The organism is Streptomyces sp. NPDC055239 (genome assembly GCF_053606205.1).
Genome location: NZ_JBSGRD010000007.1, coordinates 30,879 through 45,196, shown reverse-complemented (window position 1 = coordinate 45,196; position 14,318 = coordinate 30,879). Strand labels below are relative to the sequence as shown.

The 14,318-nt window shown below is 70.4% G+C and carries 8 protein-coding genes and 2 riboswitches; of the genes, 5 read left to right on the top strand and 3 right to left on the bottom strand.

The genetic code is table 11. From position 1 onward, the window contains the following. Both ACWFRJ_RS22605 and ACWFRJ_RS22600 read right to left on the bottom strand, forming a co-directional pair. Positions 1-1,500 carry a CoA-acylating methylmalonate-semialdehyde dehydrogenase gene (locus ACWFRJ_RS22605; protein WP_453533647.1) on the bottom strand — a complete coding sequence of 500 codons (1,500 nt, stop codon included), beginning with the start codon at positions 1,498-1,500 and terminating at the stop codon, positions 1-3. A gap of 243 nt (positions 1,501-1,743) precedes the next feature. Then, a riboswitch (cobalamin riboswitch) is annotated at positions 1,744-1,914 on the bottom strand. A 53-nt stretch (positions 1,915-1,967) separates the two neighbouring features. Further along, positions 1,968-3,386, bottom strand: a complete 1,419-nt coding sequence (locus ACWFRJ_RS22600) for a short-chain fatty acyl-CoA regulator family protein (RefSeq protein WP_453533644.1) — start codon at positions 3,384-3,386, stop codon at positions 1,968-1,970. A gap of 368 nt (positions 3,387-3,754) precedes the next feature. Here ACWFRJ_RS22600 and aceA point away from each other — a divergent pair, with 368 nt between their 5' ends. From aceA to ACWFRJ_RS22575, 5 genes are all read left to right on the top strand, one after another. Next, positions 3,755-5,044 carry an isocitrate lyase gene (gene aceA / locus ACWFRJ_RS22595; RefSeq protein ID WP_453533641.1) on the top strand — a complete coding sequence of 430 codons (1,290 nt, stop codon included), beginning with the start codon at positions 3,755-3,757 and terminating at the stop codon, positions 5,042-5,044. Positions 5,045-5,179: 135 nt separating this feature from the next. Then, on the top strand, positions 5,180-6,772 hold the full coding sequence (gene aceB, locus ACWFRJ_RS22590) for a malate synthase A (RefSeq protein ID WP_453533638.1): 1,593 nt from the start codon (positions 5,180-5,182) through the stop codon (positions 6,770-6,772). Then, positions 6,769-7,638: a 3-hydroxybutyryl-CoA dehydrogenase gene (locus tag ACWFRJ_RS22585; protein WP_453533635.1), complete on the top strand. Its 870-nt coding sequence runs from the start codon at positions 6,769-6,771 to the stop codon at positions 7,636-7,638. The genes aceB and ACWFRJ_RS22585 overlap by 4 nt, the downstream gene beginning before the upstream one ends. A gap of 171 nt (positions 7,639-7,809) precedes the next feature. After that, a riboswitch (cobalamin riboswitch) is annotated at positions 7,810-8,027 on the top strand. 169 nt (positions 8,028-8,196) lie between these two features. Continuing rightward, positions 8,197-10,518, top strand: coding sequence for a 5-methyltetrahydropteroyltriglutamate--homocysteine S-methyltransferase (gene metE / locus ACWFRJ_RS22580; protein WP_453533632.1), 2,322 nt, complete (start codon positions 8,197-8,199; stop codon positions 10,516-10,518). Between the two features lie 115 nt (positions 10,519-10,633). Further along, entirely contained in the window at positions 10,634-13,744 is a 3,111-nt protein-coding gene (locus ACWFRJ_RS22575; RefSeq protein ID WP_453533629.1) for an NACHT domain-containing protein, read from the top strand. Positions 13,745-13,765: 21 nt separating this feature from the next. Here ACWFRJ_RS22575 and ACWFRJ_RS22570 read toward each other — a convergent pair whose 3' ends face one another. Further along, positions 13,766-14,257, bottom strand: a complete 492-nt coding sequence (locus tag ACWFRJ_RS22570; protein WP_453533626.1) for a MarR family winged helix-turn-helix transcriptional regulator — start codon at positions 14,255-14,257, stop codon at positions 13,766-13,768. Positions 14,258-14,318 lie beyond the last annotated feature (61 nt).

Below are 14,318 nucleotides of genomic sequence, written 5' to 3'. Positions count from 1 at the left end.
TCATCCCATGGTGGGCAGGGTGAAGCTCGCGCCTTCCCTGACCCCTGAGGGCCAGCGCGAGGTGACGGTCTTGGTGCGGGTGTAGAAGCGGATGGCGTCCGGGCCGTGCTGGTTCAGGTCGCCGAAGCCGGAGCGCTTCCAGCCGCCGAAGGTGTGGTAGGCGACGGGGACCGGGATGGGGACGTTCACTCCGACCATTCCGGTGTCGACGCGGCGCGTGAAGTCGCGGGCGGTGTCGCCGTCCCTGGTGAAGATCGCGACCCCGTTTCCGTACGGGTGCTCGCTGGGCAGCCGCAGGGCTTCCTCGTAGTCGGCGGCCCGTACGACGCACAGGACGGGCCCGAAGATCTCCTCACGGTAGATCCGCATCCGCGGACTGACCCGGTCGAAGAGCGATGCTCCGGCGAAGAACCCGTTCTCATGGTCCGGAAGCTCGAACTGCCTACCGTCCACGACGAGTTCGGCGCCCTCGTTCACGCCGATGTCGACGTAGCGCCGGACCCGGTCGAGCGCGTCCCTGCTCACCAGCGGGCCGAAGTCGGCTTCGGGGTCGTCGCTGCGGCCGATGCGGAGCGCGCCGATACGTTCCTTGAGTGCGGCGACCAGCGCGTCGGCGGTCTCCTCACCGACGGGCACGGCCACCGAGATGGCCATGCAGCGCTCGCCCGCCGAGCCGTATCCGGCACCGATGAGGGCGTCGACGGCCTGGTCGAGATCGGCGTCCGGCATGACGATCATGTGGTTCTTGGCGCCGCCGAAGCACTGGGCGCGCTTGCCGTGGGCGGCGGCGGTGGCGTAGATGTGCGCGGCGACGGGAGTGGAGCCGACGAAGCCGAGCGCGCCGACGCGGGGGTCCTCCAGGAGGGTGTCGACGGCTTCCTTGCCACCGTTGACGACGTTCAGGACGCCGGGCGGCAGGCCTGCCTCGAGGAACAGTTCGGCGAGGCGCAGGGGCACGGACGGGTCGCGCTCGGACGGCTTGAGGATGAACGCGTTGCCGCAGGCGATGGCGGGCGCGGCCTTCCACAGCGGGATCATGGCGGGGAAGTTGAAGGGGGTGATCCCGGCGACGACTCCGATCGGGGAGCGCAGCGAGTGCACGTCGATGCCGGTACCCGCGTTGTCGGTGAACTCGCCCTTGAGCAGGTGCGGGATACCGGCGGCGAACTCCACGACCTCCAGGCCGCGTTGAAGGTCGCCGTGCGCGTCGGCCACGGTCTTGCCGTGCTCGGCCGAAAGCATCCGCGCAAGGGATTCGCGTTCGGCCTCGACGAGTTGGAGGAAGCGCAGGAGGACGCGGGCGCGCCGCTGCGGGTTCCAACGGCCCCACTCCTGCTGTGCGTTGACGGCGTCAGTGATCGCCGTCTCGGTGTCGGCCCGGCCCGCGAGCGGTACGCGGGCCTGGACGGTGCCGGTGTTGGGGTCGTACACGTCGCCGAAGAGGCCCGACGTGCCGGCGGTGTGCTTGCCGCCGATGAAATGCGTGAGTTCACGGACCATGGGTGCCTGCTCTCGTCAGGTGCGATCCGGGGAGGGCACGGCGAGCCGCCGGCGGGGCGCACGGGTGTGTGCGCTGCCGGGGTGAGCCGCGGGACAGGGGACGTCGGGACCGTCAGGCGTGGAGGAAGAGTGCCGGAGGTCGCGAAGTCCTATGAGCGCGTGGTGAGTTGACTGCGCTCCGCCGGATCACCAGGGTCGTGGGTACGTACCGGTGCCATGCGTGTCTGCTCCATCCTCGTGGACAACACGGAACGTTCCGCGGCCGGTATCCTGACTCCCGGATCTACGCGCGGCGCCCGCCTTCCCGGCAGACCTCGCCAGTGGCGTGTGGATGGCAGCACACTCCCCGGTCACAGTGGCGGGACCGTGCCGGTTTCACACCGGCTTCCCTGCACCGCGGACCTTGTGTCACGAAGATATAGTTGGACGTCCTAGTAAGTCCACCCCCTCACTCGGCGTCCACCCCCTCATTCGATGCCCGCCCGCTTCACGGCCACGGGGTAGGGCACGAAGGTGCTGCTGTTCTCGTCGATCGCCAGGCTGCGGTCCAGTGGTGGCACCGCCCGCTGTGGGCAGTCCGTACGTTCACAGAGACGGCAGCCCATGCCGATGGGCACGGCGGACGACGCGCTGTCGAGGTCGAGGCCGTCGGAGTAGACGAGCCGTGAGGCGTGGCGGATCTCGCAGCCGAGGCCGATGGCGAAGGTCTTGCCGGGCTCGCCCCAGCCGCCGCGATGCCGGGTGACCGCTCGTGCGGTCCACAGGAAACGCTGCCCGTCCGGCATCGATGCCACCTGGACGTGGATGCGGCCGGGCGCGGCGAACGCCTCGTACACGTTCCAGAGCGGGCAGGTGCCGCCCGCGCGGGAGAAGTGGAAGGCGGTGGCGGACTGCCTCTTCGACATGTTGCCCGCCCGGTCGACCCGCACGAAGGAGAAGGGCACACCGCGCAGCCGGGGCCGCTGCAGGGTGCTGAGGCGGTGGCAGATCGTCTCGTAGCCGAGTCCGAAGTGGTCGGTGAGACGCTCGATGTCGTAGCGGAACTCCTCGGCGGCCGTGTGGAAGCGGCGGTAGGGCAGGATCAGCGCGGCGGCGAAGTAGTTGGCGATGCCGATGCGGGCCAGCGGCCAGGCCGCGGTCTCCTGGCCGAAGTCCTCCGAGGCGAGCGCGGAGATGTCGTCCGCGTATTCGAGCAGCACGAGTTGGGTGGCCATCCGGAACGCCTGCTGGCCGGGGCGCAGACGGTTGGAGAGGTGCAGGACGCGGGCCGTCGGGTCGTAGTGGTGCAGGAGCTCCTGGGCGTCCGCGGCCAGGCGCACTCCGTGGCGCTCGGCGAGGCGCGCGGACAGGGCGCGTACGACCTCGCCGGGGCGTACGCCGATCTCGGCGGCGAACCGCTCGGCGGCGAGATCGATGTCGTGCAGATAGTTCTGGCGCCGGTAGAAGAACTCACGGATCTCCTCGTGCGCGGAGCGGGGCTGCGCCGCCGTTCCCGGCCCCCGCCCCTCCGCGGCTTCGGAGAGCTGTTCGGTGAGGTGCTGGTTCCGTCGTCCGAGGTCCACCAGGACCGTCGCCACGGCGGGCATGCGCGATGCCAGGTCCGAGAGGTCGGAGGCGGACACCCGGCCCGCGGAGACCTCTCCGGTGAGGGCGTCCCGCAGGTCGGCCACCAGACGGCTCGTGTCGCGCTCGGAGAAGAAGCCCGGGTCGACGCCGAACGCCTCCGTGAGCCGCAGCAGCACGGGCACGGTCAGCGGCCGGGAGTCGTGCTCCATCTGGTTCAGATAGCTCGGCGAGATGGCAAGGGACCGGGCCAGATCGGCCTGGCTCATGCGGCGCTCCTCCCGCAGCCTGCGCAGCCGCGCTCCCGCGTACGTCTTGCTCACCCGTGGCTCCTGTCCGGTCACGATCACCCTCGTCGGCACTGCCCGTGATGGTAGCCACGCGAACGGGACTCCAGGCATTAACAGACTTGGCAATACGGCGTCGGAAGATGCGCAGAAGTTGGCAGCTTTCCCCGGTTGTTGGCACTGAGTGCCGGTGTCAGAGTCGTACCGCGGCCCGCCGGACTCCGTCGGGCGGATCGGAATCGGGGCGCGACTCGATGCCCTGACGTCGGTGATCCCGACCCTTCCGCCCAACTCGGCAGCATTGCTCGGATTGCACACCCAGGGGATCGGTGGGCCGCACCCTCAATTTGTCCGGCACTCAGTGCCAAGCATTCGCACAGTTCACGATTCCTCAGGAGACGGTCATGGCTCAGGCAGGGACGACCACAGCAACGGCCCAGGAGCTGGCTCAGCGGTGGGCATCCGCCCCCCGGTGGAAGGGCATCGAGCGCACCTACACCGCCGAGGACGTGGTCAGGCTCTCCGGCAGCGTCCGCGAGGAGAGCACCCTCGCCCGGCGCGGCGCCGAACGCCTGTGGCGCCAACTGCACGAGCAGGACTACATCCACGCGCTCGGCGCCCTGACAGGCGGCCAGGCGGTCCAGCAGGTCAAGGCCGGTCTGCAGGCGATCTACCTGTCCGGCTGGCAGGTGGCCGCCGACGCGAACCAGGCCGGGCACACCTACCCCGACCAGTCCCTCTACCCCGCCAACTCGGTCCCCCAGGTGGTCCGCCGGATCAACAACGCCCTGCTGCGCGCCGACCAGATCGCCACCGCCGAGGGCGGCGATGACACCACCGACTGGCTCGCGCCGATCGTCGCCGACGCCGAGGCGGGCTTCGGCGGACCGCTCAACGCCTTCGAGCTGACCAAGGCGATGATCGCCGCAGGTGCGGCGGGCATCCACTACGAGGACCAGCTGGCCTCGGAGAAGAAGTGCGGGCACCTGGGCGGAAAGGTGCTCGTGCCGACCGGCCAGCACATCCGCACCCTCAACGCGGCCCGCCTCGCCGCCGACATCGCCGATGTGCCGACGCTGATCGTGGCACGCACGGACGCGCTCGCCGCGAACCTGCTGACCAGCGACGTCGACGAGCGTGACGCCCGGTTCGTCACGGGCGAGCGCACCGCCGAGGGCTTCTACCGGGTGCGGAACGGCATGGAGCCCGTCATCGCCCGCGGCCTCGCCTACGCCCCGCACGCCGACCTCATCTGGGTCGAGACCGGCACCCCTGACCTCGCCCAGGCCCGCGAGTTCGCCGAGGCGATCCACGCCGAGCACCCCGACCAGATGCTCGCCTACAACTGCTCGCCGTCGTTCAACTGGCGTGCCGCCCTGGACGACGACCAGATCGCCAAGTTCCAGCGCGAGCTCGGCGCGATGGGCTACCGCTTCCAGTTCATCACCCTGGCCGGCTTCCACTCCCTCAACCACGGCATGTTCGACCTGGCCCGCGGCTACGCCGAGCACGGCATGACCGCCTATGTGGACCTCCAGGAGCGCGAGTTCGCCGCGCAGGCGCAGGGCTTCACCGCCGTGAAGCACCAGCGTGAGGTCGGCACCGGGTACTTCGACCAGGTGTCCACCGCGGTCAACCCGGCCTCCTCCACGACTGCGCTCGCCGGGTCCACCGAGGAGGAGCAGTTCCACTAGACGCTTCGCTGGAACGCGGCAATCACACCCTCGGGCCGGTGGGGGCTTGGCGCGCAGTTCCCCGCGCCCCTTCGGGGCACGTCCATCGCGCCCCCACCGCCCCGTCAGTCCGCCCCGCCTGCTGAGGAGACCCGCATGTCCATCTCCGCTCCGACAAGCCGTGCCCAGGTCCTCGGCGTGCCAGGTCACCGGCACGACGAGATCCTCACCCCCGAGGCTCTGGATTTCGTAGGCAGCCTCGTCGAAGCCTTCGCCGATCGCCGTCTGGAGATCCTCAAGGAGCGCACGCGGGTGGGCGCACGCCTCGCCTCCGGCTCCCCGCTCGACTTCTCCGTCGCCACCGCCCGCGTACGGGAGGACGACTCCTGGCAGGTCGCACCTCCGGCGCCCGGACTGACCGACCGCCGCGTCGAGATCACAGGACCGCCGGAGCGCGGGATGGCGGTCAACGCCCTCAACTCCGGTGCCCAGGTGTGGATGGCGGACTTCGAGGACGCCACCTCACCCACCTGGGACAACATCATCGGCGGTCAGCTGAACCTGCTCGACGCCATCGAACGCAGGATCGACTTCACCACGCCGGAGGGCAAGGGCTACCGGCTCGGCGAGCAGATCGCGACCATCGTCGTCCGCCCGCGCGGCTGGCATCTGGACGAAGAGCACCTTGAGATCGAAGGCCACCCCGCGCCCGCCTCTCTCGTGGACTTCGGGCTCTACTTCTTCCACTGCGCCCAGCGGCAGATCGACGCCGGGCACGGCCCGTACTTCTACCTGCCGAAGCTGGAGAACCGCGACGAGGCACGGCTGTGGAACGACGTGTTCGTCCTCGCCCAGGACCTCCTCAGCATCCCCCGCGGCACGATCCGGGCCACCGTCCTCATCGAGACCATCACGGCCGCCGTCCAGATGGAGGAGATCCTCTACGAGCTCCGCGAGCACAGCTCCGGCCTCAACGCGGGCCGCTGGGACTACCTCTTCAGCCTCATCAAGACCTTCGGGCACCGCACCGACTTTCTGCTGCCCGACCGGGCGAAGGTCACGATGACCGCCCCCTTCATGCGCGCGTACACCGAACTCCTCGTACGCACCTGCCACAAGCGGGGCGCCCACGCCATCGGCGGCATGTCCGCCCACGTACCCGGAAAGGATCCTGACGCCCACCGGGCGGCCCTCGCCACGGTGCGGCTCGACAAGGAACGCGAGGCCGAGGACGGCTTCGACGGCTCCTGGGTCGCCCACCCCGCCCTTGTGCCCGTCTGCCGCGAGGTGTTCGACGGAGTACTCGGCATCCAACCCCATCAGATCGACCGCGCCCGCGCCGACGTCGAGGTGACGGCGGCACAGCTCCTGTCCGTGCGCCGCGTCAGCGCACCGCCGACCGCAGAGGGCGTACGCACCAACATCGCGGTCGCCCTGCGCTACTTCGCCGCCTGGCTGCACGGGCAGGGAGCCGTCGCCCTGTACGGCCTGATGGAGGACGCGGCCACCGCCGAGATCGCCCGGGTGCAGATCTGGCAGTGGCTGCGGCACCGGGCCGTCGGCCGCGAGACGGTCCTCGAACTGGTGGAGGAGGAGCTCGCCGCCCTGGGCGCGGAGTATCCGTGGGCCCCGCTCGCCGAGGTCCGTGGGCTGTTCGAACGTACCGCCCTGTCAAGGGAGTTGCCCGCATTCTTCACCACGGATGCCTACCACCGCCACCTCACGCACCGCCCGGAGGGACAGTCATGACCACAGCCATCCGCCGGGTCGGCGTGGTGGGCGGGGGCCAAATGGGCGCCGGGATCGCCGAGGTGTGCGCCCGCGCCGGTCTGGACACCGTTGTGTGCGAGGCCGACGCACCGGCCGCACGTGCCGCCCGCGAGCGTGTGGCCGTCTCACTCGAACGGGCAGTCCAGCGAGGGAAGCTGGACCGCATCGGCGCCGAGGACGCACTGGCCCGCATGGTCTTCACCGGCAGCCTCGACGACCTGGCCGACCGCCAACTCGTCATCGAAGCCGTCGTCGAGGACACCGCCGCGAAGACGGAGGTCTTCGCCGTCCTGGACAAGGCCGTAGAGGACCCTGAGGCGATCCTGGCCACCAACACCTCCTCCATCCCGGTCATGCGTCTGGGCATGGCGACCCGGCGTGCCGACCGCGTCCTCGGCCTTCACTTCTTCAACCCCGCCCCCGCCCTTCCCCTGGTCGAGGTCGTCTCCTCGCTGCACACGGCCGCCGAGGCCGTGGCCGCCGTCCAGGACTTCGCCACGCACACCCTGGGAAAGACGGTCGTACGGTCCCAGGACAGAGCGGGCTTCGTCGTCAACGCGCTGCTCGTCCCCTACCTCCTCTCGGCGATCCGGATGACGGAGTCCGGCTTCGCCACGGCCGCCGACGTGGACGCGGGCATGGAGCTGGGCTGCGCGCACCCGATGGGGCCGCTGAAACTGGCGGACCTGATCGGCCTCGACACGGTCGCCGCCATCGCGGCATCGCTCTACGAAGAGTTCAAGGAACCCCTGTACGCCCCGCCGCCGCTGCTCCAGCGGATGGTGGAGGCGGGGCTGCTCGGCCGCAAGAGCGGCCGCGGGTTCCACCTCTACGACCGGGGCTGAGGGGCCCGGGTCCGCCGCCGGGCCGAGGGGCCTGCGGCTGCTGTGAGCGGGGCGCGGAACGGAGTGGTGATCCGTTCCGCGCCCCTTCGTGTGTCCCCCACTCCGTGGATCCGTGTCTCACCTCACGGTCCGGAATGTGATCAGCACTGCCCAAGAAGACGACCACCCCTTAGCCTGACCAGTGCAGCTGGTTCGCCCTGCCCGCCAGGCAGACGCGTCGTAAGAGGGAACCCGGTGAGAATCCGGGACTGCCCCGCAGCGGTGAGTGGGAACGACCGCCGTCATACGCACTGGATCCGAGCGCGGATCCGGGAAGCGACGGCCAGTAGGAACCTGCCTCGGCAGGTGTGCCCGCGAGTCCGAAGACCTGCCCGTTGCCCGTACGTGACCCCTCATGTGCGGATATCCCGGTGACCTCGTGGGCGGGTCGGCGTCAGATCAGGTGGAGTACCGCAGCACCGCGCCGACGGCGCGCGTTCGGTCCGCCAGGTCCGTCACCCTTCGCGTCCGTGTCCCGTCTCCGGGATCTCAAGGAGTCATCTCGCGAAGGAGATTTCCGTGACATCGAAGTCCGCAGCCGCGGCAGCACGGTCCACCGTGTACGGCTACCCCCGCCAGGGCCCCCATCGGGAACTGAAGAAGGCCGTCGAGGGCTACTGGAAGGGCCGTGTCACCGCCGACGCCCTCCGGGAGACCGCGGCGCAGCTGCGCCGGTCCACCTGGCAGCACCTGGCCGACGCCGGCATCGATGAGGTGCCGACCGGCGACTTCTCGTACTACGACCACGTCCTCGACACCAGCGTCATGGTCGGCGCCGTCCCTCAGCGACACCGCGAGGCCGTCGACACCGACGGGCTCGACGGCTACTTCGCGATGGCCCGCGGCACCCAGGACGTGGCGCCGCTCGAGATGACCAAGTGGTTCGACACCAACTACCACTACCTCGTGCCGGAGCTCGGCCCCGACACCGTCTTCACCGCCGACTCCGCCAAGCAGGTCACGGAGCTGGGGGAAGCCCTGTCGCTCGGCCTCGCGGCCCGTCCGGTCCTCGTCGGCCCGGTCACCTATCTGCTGCTCGCCAAGCCCGCGCCCGGCGTCACGGCCGACTTCGAGCCGCTCACGCTCCTCGACCGCCTGCTGCCCGTGTACGCCGAGGTCATCGCCGACCTGCGCGCGGCGGGCGCGGAGTGGGTGCAGCTCGACGAGCCCGCCCTGGTCCAGGACCGCACCCCGGCCGAGCTCAACGCCGCCGCCCGCGCCTATCGCGATCTGGGTGCCCTCACCGACCGCCCGAAGATCCTGGTCGGCTCCTACTTCGGCAGGCTCGGCGAGGCACTACCGGTGCTCGCCAAGGCGCCGGTCGACGGTCTCGCCCTGGACTTCACCGAGGCCGCCGCGAGCCAGCTCCAGGACCTCGCCGCCGTCGGCGGTCTTCCCGGCAAGCGTCTGGTCGCGGGCGTCGTGAACGGCCGCAACATCTGGATCAACGACCTGGAGAAGTCCCTCTCCACGCTGGGCACGCTCCTGGGTCTCGCGGACCGGGTCGACGTCTCCGCGTCCTGCTCCCTCCTCCACGTCCCGCTGGACTCCACCGCCGAACGGGACATCGACCCGCAGATCACCCGCTGGCTGGCCTTCGCCCACCAGAAGACGGCCGAGATCGCTACCCTGGCCCGCGGCCTGGCCCAGGGCACGGGCGCCATCACAGCCGAACTGTCCGCCAACCGCGCCGACCTGGCGTCCCGCTCGGGCTCGGCCCTGACCCACGATCCGGCCGTACGTTCCCGGGTCGCCGCCGTCACCGGCGCCGACGCCCGCCGCGCGCACGCCTACCCGGAGCGTGCGGCTGCCCAGCGGACCCGCCTCGGCCTCCCCCAACTGCCCACGACCACCATCGGCTCCTTCCCCCAGACCACCGAACTGCGCACGGCACGGGCCGACTTGCGCGCTGGACGCATCGACACGGCCGGTTACGAGGAGCGCATCAAGAACGAGATCCGCGAGGTGCTCGCCTTCCAGGAGAAGGCAGGCATCGACGTCCTGGTGCACGGCGAGCCGGAACGCAACGACATGGTGCAGTACTTCGCCGAGCAGCTCACCGGCTACCTCGCCACGCAGCACGGCTGGGTCCAGTCGTACGGCACCCGCTATGTGCGACCCCCGGTCCTCGCGGGCGACATCTCACGGCCCGAACCGATGACGGTGCGCTGGACCTCGTACGCCAACTCCCTCACCGACCGCCCGGTCAAGGGCATGCTCACCGGCCCGGTCACCATGCTCGCCTGGTCCTTCGTCCGCGACGACCAGCCGCTCGGCGACACGGCGCGCCAGGTCGCCCTCGCCCTGCGCGACGAGGTCAACGACCTCGAGACAGCGGGTACTTCGGTCATCCAGGTCGACGAGCCCGCGCTGCGCGAGACGCTGCCGCTGCGCGCCGCCGACCGTCCCGGCTACCTGGACTGGGCCACCGAGTCGTTCCGCCTCACCACCAGCGGCGTACGTCCGGACACCCAGATCCACACGCACATGTGCTACGCCGAGTTCGGTGACATCGTCCAGGCCATCGACGACCTCGACGCCGACGTCATCAGCCTGGAAGCCGCCCGCTCACACATGCAGGTGGCCCGCGAACTGGCGGAGCACGGCTACCCGCGCGAGGCGGGCCCCGGCGTCTACGACATCCACTCCCCGCGCGTCCCGAGCACCGAGGAGGCAGCGGCCCTGCTGCGCAAGGGGCTTGAGGCCATCCCTGCCGAGCGTCTGTGGGTGAACCCGGACTGCGGCCTCAAGACCCGCGGCTGGCCCGAGACCAGGGCCTCCTTGGAGAACCTGGTCGCGGCGGCGCGCGAGGTACGGGCGGAGCTGCCCACGGGTTCCTGACCCGAACGCACAAGCCGGGGCGGCCATTTGCAGGGCGAATGGCCGCCCCGTTCCGTCATGATGGACACGCTGGCCGTTCCGTCGCGGAGCTGGGAGGCGACCGGTGCCCAGGGGGATGAGTTACGCGGATGCGGTGCGGTTGCTCGGCGGGGCGGAGAGTCCCGCCCTCGCCGCCCTCGACCGGCTGACCGGCGGGGCGCTGCTCGTGGCCACCGGTGGCGGGTCCGCACTGGCGTTGAGTCTGTTCGACGCGCGGGGCGAGCTGGCGCGGCTGAGCCAGTCCCTGGTCTCCGGCCTGGCCGAGCGGTCACGCGGCCTCGGCCGGTTCGACCGCACCCAACGCCTCGTCGCGGCACACGCCGTCGTGGTCCTCGCCTCGTACTTCGACACCCTCAAAGAGCTCGACCTCCCCTTCGACAGACGGGAGTTGAGCATGGGCAGAGCCCAGAGCGTGCGCATGGCCACCGGGAGGACACCGGAATCCGGGCGGCTCGCGGCCCTCGCGGACGAGCTGCTGCGCGCCGAGGTACCCATGCCCGCGCCGCACCGCCCCTACGAACGGGAGCTCCTGTCGCTGCGCGAGTTCTACCTCTCGTTGTCCGAGCGGCTCCTGACCTACGTGTCGGGTTGTGCGGCCTGGGAAGCCGTGTCGGAGCGGGAGCGGGAAGAATTGCGGGCCACTCTGGTGGAGTCCGTTCCCCAACAGGCCGTATCCGCCTACGAGATCATGTACCGAAGCCTTGCGGCGGACTCGCCCGAGGTGGCCGTCTGGGTCAACCTCACCGACCATCAGGCGACCCGCAACGAGGTCCGCCGCCTCGAAGGCACGCTGCGGCAGCTGGAGGAAGCGATCGCCAGGGCGGCCGACGGGCGGATCGCGGCCGAGCGGTACATGGCGCTGAACCGCGCGTCACGGGCGGCGATGGAAGCGCCCTTGCTGTCCCTGGAGGACCTTCCGGAGGGCCTGACGGTCCCCACGCTCGGCGCGGGGTACATCTCCCCCGACTTCAAGGTGGCCGCTTTCGGCGCCGCGGACCGCCTTTCGGAGGAGCACTGGTGGGACGGGCGCCAGGTCCACCAGGACCTGGAAGGCTTTCTGGCCGGTCTGTTCACCGCGCCGCAGGCGTTCGAGTCGCCGCTCCTCCTTCTCGGCCAGCCGGGTTCGGGAAAGTCCGTGCTGACCCGCGTCCTCGCGGCCCGGCTGCCCGCCGACGACTTCCTCGTCGTACGGGTGCCGCTGTCCGCCGTGCCCGCGGACGCGGCGATCCAGGACCAGATCGAGACCGCCATCCGCGACGCCACCGGGGAGGCCATGACCTGGCCCGACGTGACGCGTACGGCGCGGAGGGCGCTGCCCGTCGTGCTTCTCGACGGTTTCGACGAACTCCTCCAGGCCACCGGCGTGAGCCAGTCCGACTACGTGCAGAAGGTGGCCGCGTTCCAGCGGCGCGAAGCCACGCACGGCCGCCCCCTTGCCGTGGTGGTCACCAGCCGCACGGCGGTCGCCGACCGGGCCCGCCTCTCGCCCGGCGGTGTCGCCGTACGGCTCGAACCCTTCAGTGATGAGCAGGTGACGGGGTGGCTCGAGCTGTGGAACCGGACCAACGCGGCGCACTTCCGTCAGCAGTCCCTGCTGCCGCTGTCCCCGGAGCACGTGCTGAACCAGCGTGAACTGGGCAGCCAGCCCCTGCTGTTGCTGATGCTCGCGCTGTACGACGCACAGGGAAACGCCTTCCAGCACGACCAAGGAGACCAGCGGGACCTCGCGGGCTTCGACCTCTACGAGCGCCTGCTGGCCCGCTTCGCCGCGCGCGAGGTCCGCAAGAGCGATCCGGGGCTCACCGAGGAACAGCTCGCCCGCGCGGTGGAAGCCGAACTGCTGTGCCTGTCCGTGACCGCCTTCGCCATGGTCAACCGCGGCCGTCAGTGGGTCACCGAGGAGGAGCTGACGGCCGACCTCAAGGTACTGCTGCCGCAGCGCACGCAGGCGGCACGCCCCGCCGATCTACGGGCGGCACTCACACCCGGTCAGGTGGTCGTGGGCCGGTTCTTCTTCATCCACCGCTCGGAGGCGTCCAGGGACGGAGTGCGGCTGCGGTCCCTGGAGTTCCTGCACTCCACCTTCGGTGAGTTCCTGGTGGCCCGGCTGGCGTTGCGGGAGCTCGAAGACCTCGCGCGGGCGGCCCGCGCGGACGCCTCCCGCGTCCGCGTCCCCGCCCCTGACGACACCTTCCTCCACGCTCTGCTCTCCTACGCGACGCTCTCCGTCCGCGCCGCCACCCTCACCTTCCTCCACCAGGCTCTGGAGCGGCTGCCCGCGGAGCAGTTGTCGGCCCTGCGACCGCTGCTCCTTCGGCTCTTCCACTGCGCGCTGCATGCCCGGCAGGAGCGCGCCTTCGAGGGATACCGGCCCGCGAACCTCCCGGTACCGGCCCGGCACGCCGCCTGGGCCGCCAACCTCCTGCTGCTCCTGGTCCTCATCGGCGAGCCGGTGGGGGGCCGGGAGCTGTTTCCCGAGGAGGAGCCCGCGCACCACTGGAACCGGTTGATGACGTTGCTCAAGTCGCAGCTCATGAACGAGGGTTGGCGCACGCTCCGGCACGCCCTCGCCCTTGAGCGCACCTGGTTGGGCGAGTTCAAGGACATACGTGTCACGCTCGCGGAGATCGACTCCGGTACGGATCCCGTCACCCCGGCCGTCGATCCCTACTGGACGTACGGCATGGCGCCCGGCAGCGACCAGCGGGGACACCTCTCCTGGATGAGGAGTGACGAGGAGCCCTGGCGCCGGGAGACTCACCTACTGTGCGACATGGACCGCGACATCCTGCAGCACGCACTGGAGCCTCTGTGCGACGCCGGGCTCGGGATGGCCGTCACCGATTTCGTCGGGTACTGGGAGGACCGTTGCGTCTCGGCGGCCCAGGTCCTGCTCCAGCTCTGGACCGCCCGGCCTGACGGATCCGCCTCGGATCGGCCCGCGGAACTGCACCGCACCGCGCTCCACATCGCGCTGCACAGCCTGCCCGGATCGGAAATCGAGTTCCAGGACTTCATCGAACGCTATCTGCGCACCGTGCTCCACGAATGGCGGGCCATCGGCCGCCACCCGGGCGAGACCTGGATCGAACAGACCATGGCCATCATTCGCACCAACTACTCCGGCAACACCGCGGGCCGGGAACTCGACCGACAGGCGAGTGCGCTCCTGGACGATCCCGACTGACCGATACCCGGGGAGTACTCCTCAGCCCCCCTCCGTATGAGCCACCCGAGACAACAGCACATGCAACATCTCCCGCTCCTCCACTCCAAGCGGGGCAAGCAGCTCATCGGTGACACCCCGGGCCACCTCGGCGGAGTCCCGCAGGAAGTCGTGGCCCGCCGGGGCGAGGGCGACGATGCGCCGCCGACGGTCGTCGGGGGCGGGGCGGCGTTCGACGAAGCTGAGGCGCTCCAGGTCGTCGACAAGGCCGACGATCGCGCTGGGGTCGTAGCCGAGCTCCTGGCTCAGCTCGCGCTGTGCCGCGCCCTCCACGGTGGCCAGATAGCGCAGCAGCGCGTAGTGACGCAGGCGCAGGCCGGATCTCTGGAGCGCCGCGTTGAAGAGCTGCCCGGAGCGCAGGCCCAGGCGGTAGAGCAGGTAGCCCGCGTCGGCGTGCAGGCCGCGCATCCAGGGCGCGCCTTCGTCGACGGACCCTTCCTCCACGGGCTCGGCGGTGGTCTTCCGGCTGGTCATGAGGGGCGCTCTCCCTGATCGGTGCTTCGCAGGCGTACGGCGGTCGTCGCTGGCAGTGTCC

Excerpts from the sequence above, each read along its gene's own strand:
- ACWFRJ_RS22605 (WP_453533647.1), bottom strand. The coding sequence starts at position 1,500 with ATGGTCCGTGAACTCACGCATTTCATCGGCGGCAAGCACACCGCCGGC.
- aceA (WP_453533641.1), top strand. The coding sequence starts at position 3,755 with ATGGCTCAGGCAGGGACGACCACAGCAACGGCCCAGGAGCTGGCTCAG.
- aceB (WP_453533638.1), top strand. The coding sequence starts at position 5,180 with ATGTCCATCTCCGCTCCGACAAGCCGTGCCCAGGTCCTCGGCGTGCCA.
- ACWFRJ_RS22585 (WP_453533635.1), top strand. The coding sequence starts at position 6,769 with ATGACCACAGCCATCCGCCGGGTCGGCGTGGTGGGCGGGGGCCAAATG.
- ACWFRJ_RS22575 (WP_453533629.1), top strand. The coding sequence starts at position 10,634 with ATGAGTTACGCGGATGCGGTGCGGTTGCTCGGCGGGGCGGAGAGTCCC.
- ACWFRJ_RS22570 (WP_453533626.1), bottom strand. The coding sequence starts at position 14,257 with ATGACCAGCCGGAAGACCACCGCCGAGCCCGTGGAGGAAGGGTCCGTC.